The 19,978-nt window shown below is 46.1% G+C and carries 23 protein-coding genes and 1 tRNA gene; 7 read left to right on the plus strand and 17 right to left on the minus strand.

From position 1 onward, the window contains the following. Positions 1 to 2 precede the first annotated feature (2 nt). Positions 3 to 1,214 carry a phosphoglycerate kinase gene (locus FD975_RS08890; protein WP_215301998.1) on the minus strand — a complete coding sequence of 404 codons (1,212 nt, stop codon included), beginning with the start codon at positions 1,212 to 1,214 and terminating at the stop codon, positions 3 to 5. A 211-nt stretch (positions 1,215 to 1,425) separates the two neighbouring features. Between FD975_RS08890 and FD975_RS08895 the strand changes: the two genes are divergently transcribed. The 5 genes from FD975_RS08895 to FD975_RS08915 are packed head-to-tail and all read left to right on the plus strand — an operon-like array spanning position 1,426 to position 4,750. Continuing rightward, positions 1,426 to 2,349 carry a branched-chain amino acid transaminase gene (locus FD975_RS08895; RefSeq protein ID WP_215302000.1) on the plus strand — a complete coding sequence of 308 codons (924 nt, stop codon included), beginning with the start codon at positions 1,426 to 1,428 and terminating at the stop codon, positions 2,347 to 2,349. A 14-nt stretch (positions 2,350 to 2,363) separates the two neighbouring features. Continuing rightward, positions 2,364 to 2,555 (plus strand): zinc-finger domain-containing protein, encoded by a 192-nt coding sequence (locus FD975_RS08900; RefSeq protein ID WP_015421968.1) that lies wholly within the window; start codon positions 2,364 to 2,366, stop codon positions 2,553 to 2,555. 45 nt (positions 2,556 to 2,600) lie between these two features. After that, on the plus strand, positions 2,601 to 3,638 hold the full coding sequence (gene waaF / locus FD975_RS08905; RefSeq protein ID WP_215302002.1) for a lipopolysaccharide heptosyltransferase II: 1,038 nt from the start codon (positions 2,601 to 2,603) through the stop codon (positions 3,636 to 3,638). Positions 3,639 to 3,672: 34 nt separating this feature from the next. After that, positions 3,673 to 4,107, plus strand: coding sequence for a nuclear transport factor 2 family protein (locus FD975_RS08910; RefSeq protein WP_215302004.1), 435 nt, complete (start codon positions 3,673 to 3,675; stop codon positions 4,105 to 4,107). A gap of 28 nt (positions 4,108 to 4,135) precedes the next feature. Further along, positions 4,136 to 4,750, plus strand: coding sequence for a DUF2946 family protein (locus FD975_RS08915; RefSeq protein ID WP_215302006.1), 615 nt, complete (start codon positions 4,136 to 4,138; stop codon positions 4,748 to 4,750). Here FD975_RS08915 and FD975_RS08920 read toward each other — a convergent pair whose 3' ends face one another. Then, complete coding sequence (locus tag FD975_RS08920; protein WP_215302008.1) at positions 4,751 to 6,469, minus strand: M48 family metalloprotease; 1,719 nt, start codon at positions 6,467 to 6,469, stop codon at positions 4,751 to 4,753. Positions 6,470 to 6,492: 23 nt separating this feature from the next. On the opposite strand from FD975_RS08920, the gene moaC reads away from it, so the two are divergent. After that, complete coding sequence (gene moaC / locus FD975_RS08925) at positions 6,493 to 6,972, plus strand: cyclic pyranopterin monophosphate synthase MoaC (RefSeq protein ID WP_215302010.1); 480 nt, start codon at positions 6,493 to 6,495, stop codon at positions 6,970 to 6,972. Positions 6,973 to 6,985: 13 nt separating this feature from the next. Beyond that, positions 6,986 to 7,192, plus strand: coding sequence for a hypothetical protein (locus tag FD975_RS08930; protein WP_215302012.1), 207 nt, complete (start codon positions 6,986 to 6,988; stop codon positions 7,190 to 7,192). A 23-nt stretch (positions 7,193 to 7,215) separates the two neighbouring features. On the opposite strand, the gene FD975_RS08935 is transcribed toward FD975_RS08930, so the two are convergent. From FD975_RS08935 to FD975_RS09005, 15 genes are all read right to left on the minus strand, one after another. Further along, positions 7,216 to 7,572, minus strand: a complete 357-nt coding sequence (locus tag FD975_RS08935; RefSeq protein ID WP_215302014.1) for a hypothetical protein — start codon at positions 7,570 to 7,572, stop codon at positions 7,216 to 7,218. A gap of 118 nt (positions 7,573 to 7,690) precedes the next feature. After that, entirely contained in the window at positions 7,691 to 9,496 is a 1,806-nt protein-coding gene (locus tag FD975_RS08940) for a sodium:solute symporter family protein (protein WP_215302016.1), read from the minus strand. A gap of 12 nt (positions 9,497 to 9,508) precedes the next feature. Further along, the gene (locus tag FD975_RS08945) at positions 9,509 to 9,769 is read right to left on the minus strand and encodes a DUF4212 domain-containing protein (protein WP_215302018.1); all 261 of its coding nucleotides are present in this window, start codon (positions 9,767 to 9,769) and stop codon (positions 9,509 to 9,511) included. Between the two features lie 241 nt (positions 9,770 to 10,010). Further along, on the minus strand, positions 10,011 to 10,661 hold the full coding sequence (locus tag FD975_RS08950) for a 3'-5' exonuclease (protein ID WP_215302020.1): 651 nt from the start codon (positions 10,659 to 10,661) through the stop codon (positions 10,011 to 10,013). Positions 10,662 to 10,663: 2 nt separating this feature from the next. Further along, complete coding sequence (locus tag FD975_RS08955; protein WP_251371186.1) at positions 10,664 to 12,577, minus strand: DUF294 nucleotidyltransferase-like domain-containing protein; 1,914 nt, start codon at positions 12,575 to 12,577, stop codon at positions 10,664 to 10,666. 132 nt (positions 12,578 to 12,709) lie between these two features. Continuing rightward, complete coding sequence (locus tag FD975_RS08960; protein ID WP_215302021.1) at positions 12,710 to 13,207, minus strand: pilin; 498 nt, start codon at positions 13,205 to 13,207, stop codon at positions 12,710 to 12,712. A 122-nt stretch (positions 13,208 to 13,329) separates the two neighbouring features. Further along, positions 13,330 to 14,037 carry a TerC family protein gene (locus FD975_RS08965; protein ID WP_215302023.1) on the minus strand — a complete coding sequence of 236 codons (708 nt, stop codon included), beginning with the start codon at positions 14,035 to 14,037 and terminating at the stop codon, positions 13,330 to 13,332. A gap of 81 nt (positions 14,038 to 14,118) precedes the next feature. After that, on the minus strand, positions 14,119 to 15,012 hold the full coding sequence (sucD, locus tag FD975_RS08970) for a succinate--CoA ligase subunit alpha (RefSeq protein ID WP_215302024.1): 894 nt from the start codon (positions 15,010 to 15,012) through the stop codon (positions 14,119 to 14,121). Positions 15,013 to 15,027: 15 nt separating this feature from the next. After that, a complete protein-coding gene (gene sucC, locus FD975_RS08975) occupies positions 15,028 to 16,197 on the minus strand; it encodes an ADP-forming succinate--CoA ligase subunit beta (RefSeq protein WP_215302026.1) in 1,170 nt (389 codons plus the stop codon). A gap of 168 nt (positions 16,198 to 16,365) precedes the next feature. Then, positions 16,366 to 16,902, minus strand: coding sequence for a regulatory protein RecX (locus tag FD975_RS08980; RefSeq protein WP_215302028.1), 537 nt, complete (start codon positions 16,900 to 16,902; stop codon positions 16,366 to 16,368). Between the two features lie 7 nt (positions 16,903 to 16,909). Further along, on the minus strand, positions 16,910 to 17,992 hold the full coding sequence (gene recA, locus FD975_RS08985) for a recombinase RecA (protein WP_371743409.1): 1,083 nt from the start codon (positions 17,990 to 17,992) through the stop codon (positions 16,910 to 16,912). A gap of 121 nt (positions 17,993 to 18,113) precedes the next feature. Continuing rightward, the gene (locus tag FD975_RS08990) at positions 18,114 to 18,644 is read right to left on the minus strand and encodes a DUF2878 domain-containing protein (protein WP_215302032.1); all 531 of its coding nucleotides are present in this window, start codon (positions 18,642 to 18,644) and stop codon (positions 18,114 to 18,116) included. Between the two features lie 65 nt (positions 18,645 to 18,709). Then, positions 18,710 to 18,786, minus strand: a tRNA-Met gene (locus FD975_RS08995). Between the two features lie 39 nt (positions 18,787 to 18,825). Continuing rightward, on the minus strand, positions 18,826 to 19,479 hold the full coding sequence (locus tag FD975_RS09000) for a VTT domain-containing protein (protein WP_215302033.1): 654 nt from the start codon (positions 19,477 to 19,479) through the stop codon (positions 18,826 to 18,828). A 52-nt stretch (positions 19,480 to 19,531) separates the two neighbouring features. After that, complete coding sequence (locus tag FD975_RS09005) at positions 19,532 to 19,939, minus strand: hypothetical protein (RefSeq protein ID WP_215302035.1); 408 nt, start codon at positions 19,937 to 19,939, stop codon at positions 19,532 to 19,534. Positions 19,940 to 19,978 lie beyond the last annotated feature (39 nt).

Below are 19,978 nucleotides of genomic sequence, written 5' to 3' on the forward strand. Positions count from 1 at the left end.
AGTTAGTCTTTCGCTCTTTCAGCTAATACTGCAAAGGCTGGCAAGGTTTTGCCTTCCAAGAATTCCAGGAAGGCGCCGCCGCCAGTAGAGATGTAATCCACTTGATTTTCAATACCGTACTTCGCAATTGCAGCCAAGGTGTCACCACCACCTGCAATGGAAAATGCAGGTGAATGGGCGATTGCTGCAGCCAACATCTTGGTGCCACCGCCAAACTGATCAATCTCAAACACGCCTAATGGGCCGTTCCAAACGATCGTGCCAGCATGCGCCAACATGATGGATAAACGTGCAGCAGTTTTAGGGCCAATATCCAAAATCATGTCATCTTCTGCGACTTGATCAGCAGGCACACGGTTTGCGCGCGCCAATGGAGAGAGTTCGTTCGCAACCACGACATCCTCAGGAATCGGAACGTGCGCGCCGCGCTTTTCCATAAGCTCCATGATCTCTCGTGCTTCATCAACTAAGTCTGGCTCTGCCAATGACTTACCAATGGGCAAGCCTTTGGCCAACATAAAGGTATTTGCAATACCACCACCCACAATTAACTCATCTACTTTGTCAGCTAAAGCTTTAAGGATGGTCAGTTTTGAAGATACTTTAGAGCCAGCCACAATCGCTACCAATGGGCGCTTTGGACTTGCTAGGGCACGGCTCAAAGCATCCAACTCAGCAGCCATCAATGGTCCAGCACAAGCAAGCGGGGCAAATTTAGCTACGCCATTCGTAGTTGCTTCGGCGCGATGAGCAGTGCCAAATGCATCATTGACGTAGACGTCACACAAAGCGGCAATCTTCTTAGCCAGCTCATCATTATTCTTTTTCTCGCCCACATTGAGACGACAATTTTCTAGCAGCACCAATTCACCGGGATTGACTTCAAAGCCACCATCAACCCAATCGCTAATTAAGGGAACCTTACGATTTAAGAGGGTGGCAATTCGGTCAGCTACCGGAGCCAAACTATCCTCGGGCTTGAATTCGCCCTCAGTTGGGCGACCCAAATGTGAGGTGACCATGACAGCCGCACCAGCATCCAAGCACATTTGCACCGCTGGCATAGAGGCCCTAATCCGGGTGTCTTCTGTGATATTGCCCACATCATCCTGAGGCACATTGAGATCAGCGCGGATTAAAACCCGCTTTCCCTTGAGCAGACCTGCTGCAGCGAGATCACTGAGACGTTTTACTTTAAAGAGAGTTTCCGGCATGAGAATGGGCAAATTTAGTGGTTTACTGGGAATGCTCCATTCTAAATCGTCTGGGCTTGAGACCCCAAGGGAATTGGACTACCCCGCCCCGCTCCCTGCTCTACAATAAAGGCTGAGACGTATTCCAGGCCTAGGGGCTCCCTAGCAGCATGGCACCCAGTTTTACCGAATTGAATCACCCTATTTATTACATATTTAAAAGGTAGAGAAAATGTCGATGTCCGACCGCGATGGCTTTATTTGGTCCGATGGGAAGCTCGTTCCCTGGCGTGAGGCCAATATTCATGTGCTAACCCACAGTCTCCACTACGGAATGGGCGTATTTGAAGGCATTCGAGCCTACAAAACCCCCCAGGGCACCGCCATTTTCCGCCTTCCAGAGCACGTTAAGCGCTTATTCAATGGAACTAAGATTTTCCAAATGACTATGCCTTGGACCCCTGAGCAAATCACCAACGGCATTATTGAGGTCGTCAATAGCAATAAGCTGGAATCTTGCTATATCCGCCCAATTATCTTTATTGGCTCCCAAAAGCTCGGCATCTCTCCAAAAGGTAACAGCATCCATACCGCGATCGCCGCCTGGGAATGGGGCGCTTATTTGGGTGAAGATGGTATCAATAAGGGTATCCGCGTAAAAACCTCCTCATTTACACGTCACTTTGTGAACTCCTCATTGGTGCGCGCCAAGGCTTCTGGCTACTACATCAACTCCATTTTGGCGAACCAAGAAGTAACTGCTAACGGCTACGATGAAGCCCTGCTACTGGATACAGAAGGTTATGTATCCGAGGGATCCGGTGAAAACGTCTTTATGGTGAGTGACGGGATCGTTTACACCCCAGATCTGGCTTCTTGCTTAGACGGTATTACTCGTGACTCCATTATTCAGATCGTCAAAGATCTCGGCCTTGAATTGCGAGAGAAACGCATCACCCGCGATGAGATCTACTCTGCTGATGAAGCCTTCTTTACTGGTACCGCTGCAGAAGTAACGCCAATTCGTGAGTTGGATGATCGCACTATTGGTGATGGCAAGCGTGGTCCTATTACCGAGAAAATTCAGAAGACCTACTTTGATGCGGTCTACGGTAGAAGCGATAAGTACAAGTCTTGGTTAACTTACGTTAAGTAATAGGAAATCAGAGAATGAGTGAAGCTCAAGTTGTGATGGTGAATGGCAATACCGATTTGCCTTTACATTGCCCAACCAATAAAACTCCTAGCTGGAATTCACATCCACGCGTATTTCTGGATGTGGCTAAAACGGGTGAGGCAAAGTGTCCTTATTGCGGCACTGAGTACAAACTCATTCCAGGTACCGAACCCCACGGACACTAAGTCCATCAGCACCCCTATTTGGGGTGCTGTATCGGGATACCTCATATGAATCGTATTCTGATCATCGCTCCCAATTGGATTGGTGATGCCGTAATGTCCCAGCCTCTGCTGGCGAATCTCAAAGCAAGTTACCCGCAGTCACAGATTGATGTTTTAGCAAGCCCCTGGGTTGCGCCCATCTATCGCGCCTGCGCTGAAGTGCATCAAGTCATAGAGGCGCGCCTAGAGCATAAGCAATTGCAGTGGGGTCTACGCAAGCAGCTAGCAAGGCAACTGGAATTAAATCAATACGATGCCTGCTTTGTTCTTCCCAACAGTCTCAAGTCCGCCTTAATTCCTTGGCTAGCTAATATTCCGCTACGGATTGGCTATCGTGGAGAGATGCGTTTTGGACTCATCAATTTTGCTTTAGATAATCCCAGTAAGACCAATCGCCCCCCGATGGCGAATCATTACCTTGCACTTGGCAATGTAATACGGCCATCACAAGAGATTGATATCAATCAATCAGCGGATCCTAAACTCAACATCTCACCCGTAGCCAAACAATCTGTCAGCACTAAGTTGCAAACAGCGGGAATAAATGAAAAATCTATCTATGTGTTTTGTCCAGGCGCAGAGTTTGGAGCAACAAAACGCTGGCCCACCAATCACTTCGCAACCCTTGCGCAGCAATTAATCACGCATGAATCTGATGCGCATGTCATTCTCTTGGGCAGCAAGAGTGATCACGAATTCGGTAAGGAAATTATTTCTCAAGTAACAAATACCTCTCAAATTCAGAACTGGTGTGGCGAGACTTCACTTGATGAAGCAATTGCACTCATTGGTATGAGTAAAGCACTGGTCAGCAACGACTCTGGCTTAATGCATATCGGCGCAGCATTAAAAGTTCCGCAAGTAGCGATCTTTGGATCAAGCGATCCTCGCCATACGCCACCACTATCTGATAAGGCAAAAGTCATCTGGCTTAACTTGCCATGTAGCCCCTGCCACAAAAGAGAGTGCCCACTTGGGCATCTCAAATGCTTAAAAGATATTTTGCCCACGACTGTATTGAGCGCCGTTCAATCACTCCACTAATTTTGTCGCGATACACATCACCAGAAAGTAAGCCATGACCAAACTTGCCAGACTTTTTCATAATGCCGATGAAGTGGTGGATGCCTGGCGTGATGCCTTGAAGCATCGTGACGTCAAAGGCGCCTTGGCAATCTGGCTAGATGATGACTCAATTACTTGCGTACTCCCCGAGGGGCAACGCTTAAGTGGACATGCAGAAATTCGGGAGGGTTTAGAGCGCCTGCTGGCAAAGCAAGCTCTCTTTTTAGAGCCAATTGCCTGTATTAACCATTCTGTTTTAGGTGCTGCGGTCTACGACACTACTGAAGCCGTGCATCTGCGTGCCGATCAAATTGAAGCGGAGTTCTTCCTCAACATCACTTTGGTCTTACTGCAGGATAGTCAGGGCTGGCGCATTGCCCACCTGCATGCAAGCCATTCAACTGAAGATACTTTTGATGCCCCATCTACTCCGCACGGACTTCACTAATTCGTGATGGCTCAAAGACTGCCGCTTTATGGATGAGCAAGTACTTCGATCTCTCATTAAGTGGCCTAATGTTCCACACTGCTTTGGATGGTTAGCTCTGGATCGTCGAGGTCAATGGCGCATGCGTGATGAATTTGCACAAGCCAATCAATTGGCTGGAAGTGTCATTCAGCACCTAGCCCTCAATGAATTTATCTCCAGAAATTACGCATGCGATTCCTTGGGTAGATATTTTTTCCAAAATGGGCCGCAACGGGTTTTCATCACGCTAGATGCCACGCCATGGATTGCCAGAATTATTCCCACTGAAAGTGGTCCTCAGTTATTAACCCAGTGCGCTACAGAAATAAAACCGCATGGCGCTCTGAGTGATGAAAAAGGCAATATCTACATCACTGGCCTGATCCCACAATCAAGCTCCGATCAAATCAATGTCACTGCGTTCACCAAAACAGAATTTTTATCAGTTGCGTTATTACATGATCATGATTTAGATTTCTTCTCAGAGCAATCTCAAGTTCAGGAAGATGCCTGTAGCTACAGAGGCTCTTGGCAGTGGAATGGCAGAAGTTTACCGATCGAACCCATTCATTCAAAGGAACTGGGTGAGCGCTTTCACTTCATCAAAGCACCTAGCAATTAATTAGCTGGGCATATTTTTGCCCTGCTCCTTCAGCTCTTCTTGATATTCCTTTTGCATTTCGCGCAGACGTGCATCAATACTAGAAGCCTGATAAAAGTCAGCGCCACCAGAAGATCTAGCGATCTTGAGTTGCTCAATGGCGGATGGCCAAGCACCCTCTAACGCATACTTTTCTCCAAGAGCGTAATGGCGCATTGGCACATTCTTTGCCTGATCATAGGCATTCGATAGCATGGTCCACCAAACTACCTCACTAGGTTGCAACCTAGTGCGCGCCTTTAACCAGGTAATAGCGTCGTTAGTACGGCCTAGTTTCAGGTAAGCATTCATCATCGCTGCGCCAGCAGCATAAGATTGTGGAAAAGCCTTTAAAGTTGCTTGAGCAATTTGCAATGCCTCATCGCTTTTGCCTCTAGCTAATGCTAATTCAGAGGTAGTAATGTCTAGGGAGAGGCTCTGCCTCAGTATGGGAGACCCCGGTGCACTTGCGCTATTAGCTAGATTGCGTGCTTGCTGCAAATAGCCTGCAGCCTGATCAAACTTACCTTGCTTTTGAGCAACGAGCGCTAGCCCATAAAAACCTTCCATCTGTTTGCCTGGAGAAGACTGCTTACTCAAACTATCAAAGGTGTTTCTTAAGTCATACATTTGACTAGAGCTTCCAGACTGCTCGATACGAGCACGCGCTTTGATGAAATAAAACTCGACCGCAGTGGGCACATTTCGGCTGGTGATATTGCGAGCCCGATCTTGCATATCCGCAATACGATCGGTAGTTAATGGGTGAGTGCGTACATAGGATGGAACGCCGCTATCCATAATGCCAGTAGCTTTTTGTAATCGCTGGAAGAATCCCGGAGCACCATTCACGTCGTAACCGCTTGCCGCCAGAATCTGAAATCCAATGCGATCAGCCTCGCGCTCAGCATCTCTAGAGTAGGAGAGTTGATTATTCACTGCCACCGCCTGGCCACCCTGCATCAATCCAGAAGCAGCGCCTGGATTACGTGAGGCGGCTAAGGCGCCCAACAAGATACCTGCAAGAGCAATCATCGTGTTGGTGGTTTGCTTATCCATTTGACGCGCTAGATGACGCTGTAAAACGTGGCCGGTCTCGTGCCCCATCACTGAGGCTACCTCTGAATCTGTTTCAGCACTCACCAACAAGCCTGTATGAAAACCAATAAATCCACCAGGCAATGCAAACGCATTAATACTGCTATCTTTAACAGCGAATACCTCAAAGTTATAGGCGCCACTGCCCTGCTCATTAGCCCCACCCAATTGCAAACGTTTTGCAGCTTGCAATAAGCGTCGCTCCATTTGATTTAAATAATCATAGATAGGCAAGTCATTGGAATAATCTGGATCCGGACGAATCTGGCGCATGATCATCTCACCATACTTTTTCTCGTCCATACGACTTAAGCTATCGCCACCTGGATCACCCATATCTGGGAGCACAAAGCTTGGCTGAGTTAGGGGTGTGTTGCGTGAGGGCAGATTTGAAGAGCGGGCGTCGGGCGACTGAACTGCTCTACCCAGGTTCTGCAATGCTGCAGACTCACCTTGAACCGAGACATCCCCTGTGATTGAGGAAGTGGCAGGACCAGCGGCATAAACAAAGCCAGCGCTTGGCCAAGCTAAGCTCAGAATGAGCTGAGCAGCCAAAATTCGCTTAAATAGCGATGATTTTTGCGATGTCTTTATGACTTCCATCCCTATATGGTAAAACCTATTCCATGAACAAACTAACTCATTTTGATGCCTCCGGCCAAGCCCATATGGTTAATGTGGGGGACAAACCCAATACCCACCGAATCGCCCTTGCTGGCGGCAAGATTTCGATGTTGCCGAGCACCTTCAAAATGGTAGAGGAAGGAACGCATAAAAAGGGTGACGTTCTCGGTATCGCCAGAATTGCAGGTATTCAGGCATCTAAAAAGACATCTGACCTGATCCCGCTTTGCCACCCCTTGGCCTTGACTCATGTAAGCCTAGAATTTCTCCTACACCCAGAATCCAGCAGTATTAGCTGCCAAGTGAGAGCTGAAACCACCGGACCTACAGGCGTAGAAATGGAAGCCCTCACTGCAGTCCAAGTTACCCTCCTCACTATTTATGACATGTGCAAAGCAGTAGACCGAGGCATGGTCATGGGTGATGTCAAGCTCTTGGAGAAGAGTGGTGGCAAGTCTGGCGAATGGAAAATTGCCGAATAATTTTGGAGGATATATGGCAGGAAAACTCAGTAAAAACGGTATTGCAATCCTTGCCAGCTTAGGTGTTGGCATCACCATGACTATTTTGTACTTCAACGAAAACATCAGCTTATTTTTCGCTATTGTGTTTGCCTTGGTATTCAGCACAATCTCAAATTACGTCATCCTCGGCAGGGAAGCCTTCAAAGACAAATATGGAATGAACAAGAAGAAGAAATAAAAAATGCCCGTCAGGGCATTGATTTAACTCTTCTTTCTACCCCAAGGCTCCATATGAGCATGGCGGCGAATAATAAAATCGAAAATAATCTTCATCCACAAGGTTGAACCAGCAATTGCTGACCAGGTTTCATAAGGTAAACCTAAAACCACGACGCCAAAAATGGCGTAAGTCATGATTAAGCCCCCGAGCAAATTGAGAGCACCAACAATCAGGGCAAATTTATGAGGATTTTTAGGCGACTTGCCGCCCTTCAGCGCTACCTCTGAGTAGTCTTTCTTGACCAGCACCCTCCAGGCGCGGCGATACCAGTAAAACGCGATAGGGAACATGGCAAGAAATAAAATCCATGTCAGGGCTGTACTGATATCAAAAACCATTGAATACCTCTTTAATTAAAGTCGATTCATTTTAGACTAATAAAAAAGGCCCTCTTGCGGGGGCCTTTTTTATTAGTCGGCACTAGCGAACTAGTACCGACAATGACATGCACTCTAATTAGTGTGCGCCATCTACTGCTTTTGAACCACGTGGAATACGTACAGCTTCAACCATTGCTTGGATGTGTGCTGGTGGCTCTTTAGTAACTTTATCAACCATGAAGGCAACGATAAAGTTCACACCTGCACCAATCGCACCAAAGGCTTCTGGAGTAATACCGAAGAAGCTATTCGCACCACCAATGAGACCAAGATACTCAGTACCCTTGATGAAGAAAAGACCTTTGTGTGCGAACACATAGAACAAGGTGATGAATAGACCAGCAAGCATACCGGCAATTGCACCTTCTTTGTTCATCTTCTTGGAGAAGATACCCATCATGATTGCAGGGAACAAGGAGCTAGCAGCAATACCGAATGCTAAGGCCACAGTACCCGCCGCAAACCCTGGCGGATTCAAGCCGAGATAACCCGCAATGACGATCGATACTGCCATCGCAATCTTACCGGCCATCAACTCGCCCTTCTCACTAATCTCAGGCATAAATACGTTCTTGATCAAATCGTGAGAAATCGCAGCAGAAATCGCCATCAACAAACCAGCAGCTGTAGAAAGCGCGGCAGCTAAACCACCTGCTGCAACCAGACCGATAACCCAGTTTGGCAACATCGCAATTTCAGGGTTAGCCAACACGATGATGTCAGCATTCACTGTCAACTCATTGCCTTTCCAACCAGCAGCAGCAGCTTTGTCAGCAGTAGCTTGATTTTTGGTTTTGTCGTTGTAGTACTGAACACGACCGTCACCATTCTTATCTTGCCACTTCAACAAGCCAGTTTTTTCCCAACGAGACATCCATGCTGGACGAGCGTCAGCTTTGATGCTTGATTCAACAGCATATAAATCACCGTTAGTTGCAACAGCTGTATTTACTGTAGCAATCAAGTTGTACTTAGCCATTGCTGCAACAGCAGGAGCAGTTGTGTACAAAGCGGCAATAAAGATCAATGCCCAACCAGCAGATGAACGTGCATCAGCAACTGTTTTCACAGTAAAGAAGCGCATGATCACGTGTGGCAAACCAGCAGTACCAATCATCAATGAGAGTGTGTACACAAACATATTGAGCTTGCTACCAGCAGTTGTGGTTGTGTATTGACCAAATCCAAGTTCAGTTACCACCGTGTCAAGACGTGCCAACAAGGAAACATCTGAACCAGTCAAGTTTGAACCCAAACCAAACTGTGGAATTGCAACACCAGTCAATGCCAATGAAATGTATACCGCAGGGATGATGTAAGCAACGATCAACACCATGTACTGAGCTACTTGGGTATAAGTAATACCTTTCATACCACCGAACACAGCGTACGCAAACACAATACCCATACCGATATAAATACCAGTCTCAGAAGACACTTCCAAGAAACGAGCAAATGCGATACCTACACCAGTCATTTGACCAATAATGTAAGTTAAAGAAGCTACGAGTAAGCACAGAACTGCCACTGTAGACGCTGTCTTAGAGTAGAAGCGATCGCCAATGAACTGTGGGACTGTGAACTTACCGAACTTACGCAGGTATGGAGCCAGCAAAAGCGCCAAGAGAACGTAGCCGCCAGTCCAACCCATAAGGAAGAGACCGCCGCCGTAGCCCATATTGGAAATCAAGCCAGCCATCGAAATGAAGGAAGCAGCAGACATCCAGTCAGCAGCTGTCGCCATACCGTTCATTACTGGGTTAACGTCACCACCGGCAACGTAGAACTCACTAGTAGAGCCTGCACGTGCCCATATCGCAATACCGATATAGAGCGCAAAGCTCAGACCAACCATGAGATATATAGTTGTTTGTAATTCCATGAAAATCTCCTGTTAGTCTTCGTGAACGTCGAACTGACGGTCAATTTTGCCCATACTGCTCTTGTACCACCAAATTAAGGCGATAAAGATCACTATGGAACCTTGTTGAGCAAACCAAAATCCAAGTGGGTATCCACCAAGATGAAATGCATTCATTTGTTCAACAAATAAAATGCCGGCGCCGAAAGAAACTAGGAACCAAACAATCAGGATCTTAGTCAATAAGCTCAGGGTTGCTTTCCAGTAGCCGTGAGCGTCATGAGAATGTTGCATATTCCCTCCAGAGAATCGCTTTAGTTATAACCATAATTCCAGGTTTCCCCAGAGTCCTATCCGATCAATAACCGCAAAATACGCAGCTATTTATCATTAATCGCTAATATCGTGGGTATTGGCAAAAGAAATAACTAGTATTAACCCTAAAAATTGCTAGGTATTAACCCCTGATTTCCTTATAAGAAACAAGTACTTAATTGAGTCAAATCCCAGCCCTTCAGGGATTGCGCGGGGTTTACTAGTGACGAGGTAATTTGCGCAGACGTTTCTCGAGCTGCTCAATCTCTTCAATTGAGCTGGCATGCTGTCTTAATAGTGGCCAAATCTGCATCATGATTTCTGCAGTGGCAAAGGTATCAGCTGCAGCCTGGTGACGTACTGCACACTCAATCCCTAAAAACTGCATCCAGTCATCCATGTATTTAGCCTTTACTTCAGGGTGGCACTTCGCTACCAATGGCTCAATGTCAATCCAGGGATTCTTTAGCTTTCGCCCTAAGAATTGCTTAAAGGTTTTTTGAATCATCGCCTCATCAAATACCGCATGAAAGGCAAACAATGGAGCATTACCAATCCACTCCTCAAACTGGAGTAGCGCAGTAGCTGGATCAACACCCGCCTTTTGAGCCTGCACCCCAATGCCATGCAGCAAGATATTTTCTTTATCGGATGTTTTGCTGGCTTGCTGCTTGAGCACAATCTCAAAGCTATCAGCCAGGTCAATTTTTAGAGTTTGGGTCACTGGATCTAAATGAATGCAGATGGCAGCAATTTCTATCAAACTGGCTTTACGGGTGTTTAAGCCTGTCGTCTCTACATCCAGTACAACCCAACGGTAAGGATCCATGGGTGCCGCGCCCCACAAGCCCTTAATCCAATCGATATTCATGTTTATTGACCAAATGCGCGCTCGAGGCGCTGCTGGAAGTTTCGTGTGACGCTCAAGGATTCCTTCAAAATACGTCGATCAATATTATTCAAGCTATTGAGCTCAATGGCATTTGGATTGCCATCGATTTCATGACCATCAATCTGAATCGATAAACGCAGCATCTGCAGATATTCAAATGCCGTCACCCAGGACATGTACTCTGCCTCAGGGATTTTTAAAGCCTGGCCCACTGCTATGAGACGCTCTCTGGTATTGGTTTCAGGTATGGCGTTTGCCAAAGCATAAATTCGTGCCGCATCTACCAAGATAGCAGTGCCATGTTTTTTCAAATCGATGCACTGCTTACCATCGAGCTTAATCGTATCCAAACCGCCGTGCCAGGTAATAGGCACCTTCATACGTAATGAATTGTCTGCCAACTGCTTCAGGAAACGCAGATTGGGAGGGGCATGAGTCAGAATGATTTCCTTCATTTTCAGAAGTAAGTCGGGATTGCCCGCAACTCTTCTAAAGTCAAAGTAAATGCTGGCGTTTAATAAATTCTCACCAGAACCTTCATCAATCCAATGGGCAAACTTACGATTCCACTCGGCCTCACTTAAACAGATCTTCGGATTACTTGCCATCACATTGCCCTTGCACAATGGATAGCCACAAACGTCTAAGGCCTTATTCACATCTAGAGCAAAAGCAAGATACTTTTCCCGTACAGCATCGCTAGCCTCTCCCGCAAACACCAGGGCGTTGTCTTGATCGGTTGCAATGGTTTGCTCAGAGCGGCCCTCAGAACCCAAGGCAATCCAAGCAAAACTCTTCATATCAATGTTGTGCTGGTGTGCGTATAGCTCAATCAACCTGTCACACACTAAATCATTCAAATCGCTAATTAATCTGGTTAACTGCTTAGCCTGAACCCCTTGACCAATAAGGTTCTTCGCAAAACGTCGAACATCTTTTGCGCACAGCGCTACGCTCGCTAAATCTGGTGCAGAGCGGATCGCCATACTGATGTGCTTTAGCGAGAGTCTCTGCATCGCAAATAAATCTCTCTCCGAGAGAATATTGACCACCTCACTACCATCCATTACCGGAATATGTCTAATACCCAGCTGCAAAAATATTAAGGCTGCATCCTGAGCAGTATCGCGGATAGTGAGTGATTTCACCCCTTTGGTCATCACATCTTTTATGGGAAGTTGCACATCAATCTGAGGAATCGTCACCCTCCCCAAGATGTCATAACGCGTCAAGATGCCCTGCAGACCTTCTTCTGAGTCACCTACCAATATCGAACCAACTCTGCGCTCATGCATTAATGTGAGCGCCTCCTTGATGCTGGTATTAGGAGTGACACACAATGGTTTTTTACGAGGCAAATCTCCCAAAGGGGTTTCTAAAGACTGCTCTGAGAAAATTTGTGATGTATAGGTTCTCTGCAATACCTGCCAAGAACGCTCTAAGAATTTCATAATGCTTTGACTTAGAAAGTCAGCAAACTGGGGCGACATTTCTGCCAAGCGCCGCATCACATCGGTTGAAATGCTTAAACAGAAACAATCACCAATTGCGGCATATGTTGCAGTTGGGGGGCGCCCAGCCATTGCAGTACTGACCGGAAAGAGCTCGCCCGCTTCAAACTCATGCGCCTCGCCAGCTTCATTGGAAAGACCGCGACGAGAGACAACGCTGCCCTTACGAATAAAAAATAATCTATTGACAGGAGGGCTTTGCGGAGAGAGAAATACCTCTTCTGGCGCAAAGTACTCCTCCTGCGAATTTTCAATGAAGAAATCTACATGCTCTGGCTTCATTTCAGAAAACGGCAGAACCTGCATCATCTGCTGGGTCAGATTCACAATCAAACTGCGAGATGGGCTAGTTTTCTTCAAGGCTTCCTCTGTTCTTTGCTTCACTTTAACCACTCAATTTATCGCGTCATTAGGCTACTGTCTATACGATCTGACCTACTTATTTGATTACGATCAAATAAGTAGGTCATTCTCTTGTCCAAACCCCGATACCCTAGCTCTATGCAGCAAAGAAAGTTACTTAGTGAGTCGGCACTCTGAGGGCACTAATTGGGGAGATAAGTTGCTATCTGGGCTTCTACAAGACCATCCTCCTGACCATGATGAGGACTCAGGCCTCGATAAATCCATGGCACTTGGGATGATCGCATCCGGCTCATTTGTGGGAATGAGATACAAGGTGTTTTTACCCACAGGTGCCACATTGGCTTGATAACCAATGGCAATGGTTCCAGAAGGATCAATTTCAATGAACTTGACATTGCGAGTTGGTGCAAAAGTAAAGGCTCCTTGAGTTGCCTCATCCATTGGAACAGCGCCTCGACTGGAGAATACCTCCGTGACGGCGAGCTTAGCAGTGGAAGCAAGATTCAGACCCTCCACAACGCGACTTCGGGCAATGTAATCTTGATATTTAGGAACAGCTACTGCAACCAAGATGCCAATGATGGCTACCACTACCATCACCTCAATTAAGGTGAAACCGGATTCTTGTTGTTGATCTTGCGTAGACATTTTTATAAGCTCCTGAGGTTAAATACCCCATCATCCAGTCTATACCCAACAAGCTCAACACGTCCAAATGTAAGAAAAGCCGGCTTTAAAGGCCGGCTTTTTCTGATTAATGCTGAAGAAAATTAGTGTGCCTCTTTAGCGGCATTCTTTTTCTTAAAGTAGCTACCAACTAAAATCACAATCGCAATACCAACCACTTCAAAGGCTAGTTTTGCATCACCTAGTGCAGCTTGAATGCTATCTTTAATAGCAGGGTCATCAACTAACATGCCGCCGGCTAAGAAACCTAAAAGTCCAGCACCAAGAGTGATGATGATTGGGAAACGCTCCATTACTTTGAGCAACATTGCGCTACCGAAAATAATCAACGGAATAGACATTGCCAAACCAATGATGAGGAGCAATAGGCGAGTTTCTTCAGGTCCCTTTTGGGCTGCTGCTGCAACCGCCAAAACGTTGTCCAAGCTCATTACTAAATCAGCAATTAAGATTGTGCGGATAGCTGCCCAGATACTAGTCTTTGCTTCCATATGCTCTTCGCCGCCGCTATCAGACAAAAGCTGAATACCGATGTAGAGCAATAGCAAACCACCGACGATTTTTAAGTACGGTAAGGTTAATAAAGCAACTGCAGTAATAGTGAGCACCACACGCAAAATGATGGCTGCAGCGCTACCCCAAAAAATGGCTTTCTTTTGTTGAGCGGGCGGCAAATTGCGAGATGCTAAAGCAATCACAACTGCGTTATCGCCAGATAACAAAATATTGGCGATGATGATTGAGAGTAATGCTGCCCAAAAAGCGGCATCTGAAAATGCTGAAAAATCCATAATGTCTCCGTACTTTTATATTTTAGTTTTAACTACAAGGTGCTACAAAAAACATGCCGACGAATCGGCATGTCTCTTTGATTACAACATGGCTTTGAGCAAAGCAGCCATTTCTGAAGGGTTTCTTGTTACTTTAAAGCCACATTCTTCCATAACGGCAAGCTTGGCATCGGCCGTATCTGCACCACCAGAAATCAATGCGCCAGCGTGGCCCATACGTTTTCCAGGAGGCGCCGTTACACCAGCAATAAAGCCAACAACCGGTTTCTTCATATTGGCTTTGCACCAGCGAGCCGCTTCGGCTTCGTCCGGCCCACCAATTTCACCAATCATGATGACTGCATCTGTCTCAGGGTCTTCGTTGAACATGCGCATCACATCGATGTGCTTCAGGCCATTAATTGGGTCGCCACCAATACCAACCGCTGTGGACTGTCCTAAACCAATCGCTGTTAATTGACCAACTGCCTCATAAGTCAAAGTACCAGAACGGCTAACAACACCGATACGTCCCTTTTTATGAATATGGCCAGGCATGATGCCGATTTTGATTTCGTCTGGAGTAATGATTCCAGGACAATTTGGCCCTAGTAATAATGTCTTCTTACCACCAGCAGCTTCTTTTGCATGCATCTTATTACGCACTTCCAACATATCCTTGACTGGAATGCCTTCAGTAATACAGATAACAAAATCTAAGTCAGCTTCAACAGCTTCCCATATTGCAGCAGCAGCGCCAGGAGGCGGAACATAAATTACAGAAGTAGTAGCGCCAGTTTGTTGAGCGGCTTCTTTTACAGTTCCATAAATTGGAATGTTAAAAATAGACTCGCCTGCTTTTTTAGGATTTACACCCGCCACAAAACAGTTTTTACCATTTGCGTATTCCTGGCACTTCTCAGTGTGGAATTGGCCAGTCTTACCAGTAATACCTTGAGTAATTACTTTAGTATTTTTATTTACCAAAATAGACATATTGAAGTTCCTTGATTATTTGTTTTTCGCAACAGCAGCAACTACCTTGGTAGCAGCCTCTGCCATTGAATCGGCACTAATGATTGGTAAACCAGAGTCCGCAAGAATCTTCTTGCCCAACTCCTCATTGGTACCCTTCATGCGAACAACCAAAGGTACAGTCAAGTTCACCGCTTTACATGCTGTCACTACGCCATCGGCGATCACATCACAACGCATAATGCCACCGAAAATATTCACCAAAATAGCTTCAACACTCTTGTTTTTGAGCATGATCTTGAATGCTTCAGTAACCTTCTCTGCTGTTGCGCCACCGCCAACGTCCAAGAAGTTTGCTGGCTCACCGCCAAACAATTTAATGGTGTCCATCGTAGCCATTGCCAAGCCAGCACCATTCACCAAGCAACCAATGTTGCCGTCGAGTGAAATGTAAGCCAAGTCGAATTTAGAAGCTTCAATCTCAGCCGCATCTTCTTCATCGATATCGCGGTAAGCCACGATCTCTGGATGACGATAGAGAGCATTTGGATCAAAATTGAATTTAGCATCCAGAGCTTTGATCTTGCCGTTGCCTTCAAGAATTAATGGGTTGATCTCAACCAATGAAGCATCAGTTTCCCAGTAAGTCTTGTACAAATTCTTGAACACGTCACGTGCCATTGGAATAGAAGCATCAGGAACGCCAATGCCTTTAGCAATGATGTCGCAATCTGCATCTGTCAAACCAATCAATGGATCAACAAATACTTTGATAATTTTTTCTGGGTGAGATTCAGCAACCTCTTCAATGTCCATACCGCCTTCGCTGGACGCCATGATCACATTCTTTTGTGTTCCGCGGTCAGTAACGATACTGAAGTAATACTCTTTTTTGATGTCAGCGCCATCTTCAATCAAGAGGCGATTTACTTTTTGACCTTCTGGGCCAGTTTGATGGGTCTTCAACTGCATCCCCAAAATTTCAGAAGCGTACTTTTTCACTTCGTCCATACTGCGAGCTAATTTCACGCCACCACCCTTACCGCGACCACCTGCATGAATCTGTGCTTTAACAACCCAAACTGGGCCGCCTAGCTTTTCGGCAGCTTTAATAGCCTCATCAACGCTAAATGCAGGTATGCCATTTGGAACAGGCACATTAAATTGGCGCAAAAGTTCTTTGCCTTGGTACTCGTGAATTTTCATAATTACTCCGAAACGGTGTCTTTTTTAGCAAGCGATAAGAACGTATAAAACCAGCCGCCTGCTTTTGGTTTTTTCTTTCCAACCAAAAAATGGCGAGCGTTTTACCCGACTTTGTAAGTCTATCATGCTGCAATGCATCAACTTGGGGTTTTTGGCTCCGTAATTGCCCTAGTCAGGGCGTCCTGCGACCACCTTGGAGACTACATCAGAACTGAAGCCCTTGGAGGCCAGAAATCGATATTGCCGAGCCCGCTCTTTTTGTTCAATTGCCAATGCACCAAACTTGCGCAACCACAAGTCATGGGCACGCTGGTATTCGGTTTCCTTGAGATTCCTGAGGAGATCGATGGTCTTTGCACTATCCACCCCGGCCTGAGCAAGTTCGTCCTGTATTTTTCGTGTTCCAAAGCGCTCGCTACGGCGTCGGACCAGAGCCTCTGCAAAGCGCTGGTCAGACAACCAACCGCGAGCCTCAAAATCATCTAAAACGGCTTCAATTTGTGTGGTCAACGGAATGACTGGCTCAAGCACCTCAGAATCCTCTGCGGGACTCTGAAACTTCAACATCCTTGCGGCAGACTCTTCGAGCTTTGCGGCCAGCCCTTTGCGACTGTACTCTCGCATAGACAAAAGGCGCAAAGCCCGAGCTTTGAGACTCGGGCTTTGTTTTTTATTTTTCTTAACAGTGCTACCTAATTCTGACATTGAAGAATTACGCTTCCTCTTCTTCACTCAAAACATCGCTCACTACTGCTGTGCCAGCTTTGACACCCAATTTCGCACGAATCTTCGATTCAATATCTTGTGCAATGGCTGGGTTCTCTTTTAAGAACTCGCGCACATTATCTTTTCCTTGACCAATGCGATCACCGTTATAGCTATACCAAGAGCCTGATTTTTCTACGATATCGGCTTCAACACCCATATCAATAATTTCACCTTCTCTAGAAATGCCGGCGCCGTACATGATGTCGAAGATGGCTTCGCGGAATGGAGGTGAGACCTTATTCTTCACTACCTTCACGCGAGTCTCGTTGCCGACCACTTCGTCGCCCTTCTTAATACTGCCGATGCGACGAATATCTAGACGCATAGAGGCATAAAACTTCAGCGCATTACCGCCAGTAGTGGTTTCAGGGGAGCCAAACATCACACCAATCTTCATTCGAATTTGGTTAATGAAAATGACTGTAGTGTTCGTACGCTTAATTGCGCCAGTTAATTTACGCAATGCCTGACTCATCAAGCGCGCCTGCAGACCTGGCAATGAATCGCCCATGTCGCCTTCAATTTCTGCTCTTGGCACCAAGGCTGCTACTGAGTCGATCACGATTAAATCGATTGAGCCTGAACGCACCAATGCATCTGCAATTTCCAATGCCTGCTCACCAGTATCAGGCTGAGAGATCAATAAATTATTAACGTCTACACCTAAGCGCGAGGCGTACTGAACATCTAAGGCGTGCTCGGCATCAATAAAGGCGCAAGTTCCACCAATTTTTTGCATCTCTGCAATCGCATGCAGGGTAAGTGTTGTTTTGCCTGATGATTCTGGGCCGTAAATCTCAATCACGCGCCCACGTGCCAAACCACCAACGCCAAGGGCTATATCTAAACCCAATGAACCACTAGACACTACCTGAATATCTTGATGAATCTCTGCATCACCCAATCTCATGATTGAGCCTTTGCCAAATTGCTTTTCAATTTGCGCCAAAGCAGCTGTTAATGCCTTTTGCTTGTCTCCACTCATGCCGTCAAACTCTGATGAGGCTGATTTCTTCTTATCATCCAAGGCCATTTTTTAATTCCTTTTCGCTATGTATTGGGCTTTTTCCCGAAGTTTCTGTACTTTTTAACAACTTAGAAGTCACTGTATATAAAAACAGTAGTATTTGCAAGAAACTTTTTTGACTCTATGGCTGATTTTTATCTAGGGTCACTCTTACGCGATCCCAATATAGGAAAAGTGGCATTGCAGCGCCCCAAATAATTGCTAAAAATATGAGGCCGCCCACCTGCCCTTGTGGCCCCCATGCTCCAGCACCCATTTGGATGCCTGCCTCATAAGACATTGGGCCTGCAATTGCACCTAATACTGCTGCCAGAATGGGTCTTCCACGCAACCAGGATAGTGACCCGTTGATTGTGCTGGCAACCAAAGCCCAGAGCACCCACATCCAAACGGGTGACAAATAGCTGCTTGGCCAAGCATCCTCAAAGATTAAAAATCCTGCTAAAGATACAAGTGAGTCAGCGCTTACTCCGTATAAGGTTGCCTTTGATAATAGACTCATCTCCAACGATGGTTGATTGGAGCGTGCAATGTGGATAGTCAGATAGAGTAAGGTAATGACAACAGGCCAAAACACCTGATGATTGGCGGCGCCAATAATGCAGGCAAACCAACCAAGTTGGAAAAGCACAAAGTTCCAAAATTTAGCCATCGCTTACGCCCAAGCAGTCACACCTAAGAAAAAGGCCACTGCCGCTGGGCAATGGCCTGAAGATATGGTGGCGAATCAGGGATTTGAACCCCGGACCTGCGGATTATGATTCCGTCGCTCTAACCAGCTGAGCTAATTCGCCGAAGCTAAGATTTTAGCTTATTTGACTAAGTCGATCAATTTATTTAGTGCTGTGAGAGAGTTTTTTAAAGACCTCTTTCATGAAAATCCAAAGAGCTGGTAAGCCCGGAATGACAATCATTGCCAGCGCCACTAGAGAGAAATTGCTTTTTACCCAGGGGTGATCGCCAATGAAAAAACCAAGGCTGGTCAAACTGCAAACCCAAACAATGCCGCCAATCACGTTATAGAAAACAAAGACGGAATAGCGCATATGCGCCACCCCAGCTACAAAGGGGGCGAAAGTACGAATAAATGGCATAAAACGCCCCAGAACAATAGTGATTGGGCCATATTTTTCATAAAAAGCATGTGCCTTATCAAACGCATTCCGATTAAACCAACGTGAGTTTTCCCAAGAAAAAACCCGGTTACCAATCTTTCTACCGATGGAGTAATTCAGAGCATCACCCGTTACTGCAGCTGCAGTTAGCAGGGCCATCAAAGCAAATAAATCTAAGCCCCCTACTGCTGCAATGGCGCCTGCAACAAATAGCAGAGAATCACCGGGCAAAAAGGGCATCACTACTAAACCAGTTTCAACAAAAATGATGGCGAATAGCAGGGCATATATCCAAACGCCCCACTGGTTAGCGACTAATGCCAGATTTTTATCTAGATGTAGAAATAGATCGATGAGGTATGAAAAGTCCAAAAGGGCTCCAGAGTTTTAATAGGTGAGCTGATGTGAGGTCTGAGCTAGGATGCTACTTGATTTGAAAAGTGCTGGTGGCTTCATCTCGGTTATACCGAACAAAAACTTCAATCTTCTTAGCCAAAAAGAGTTTTTTAAGCACCTCATCCTTATTCTCAAAAGTAATTGCGGTTTGCTCAGGGTAGCGTGAGAAAGGATCGCTCATCACTTCAATAGCTTGATCGTCGATCTTGATTAAGCGGATTGTGCGCTTATGAAGGCGGTCGGGCCGAATAAAAATGAGGCGCTTAATATATTTATCGAGTACGAGCTTTTGCCCCTGCTCATTGGTTTTAAAGTAGTAGACAAGCTCATCTTTGCCGTTGACGGTGAGGTCGCGCTCTTCCTCCCATTTTGCTAGGGCGGACTGACTCAGACAAATACCCAGAATCACCCCTACTACGATCCTATACAGTTGCATTATTTGCTTTCTTCATGTGATCGTTCAATCTTATCAGCG

The organism is Polynucleobacter sp. AP-Jannik-300A-C4, from assembly GCF_018688335.1.
Taxonomy (GTDB): Bacteria; Pseudomonadota; Gammaproteobacteria; order Burkholderiales; family Burkholderiaceae; genus Polynucleobacter.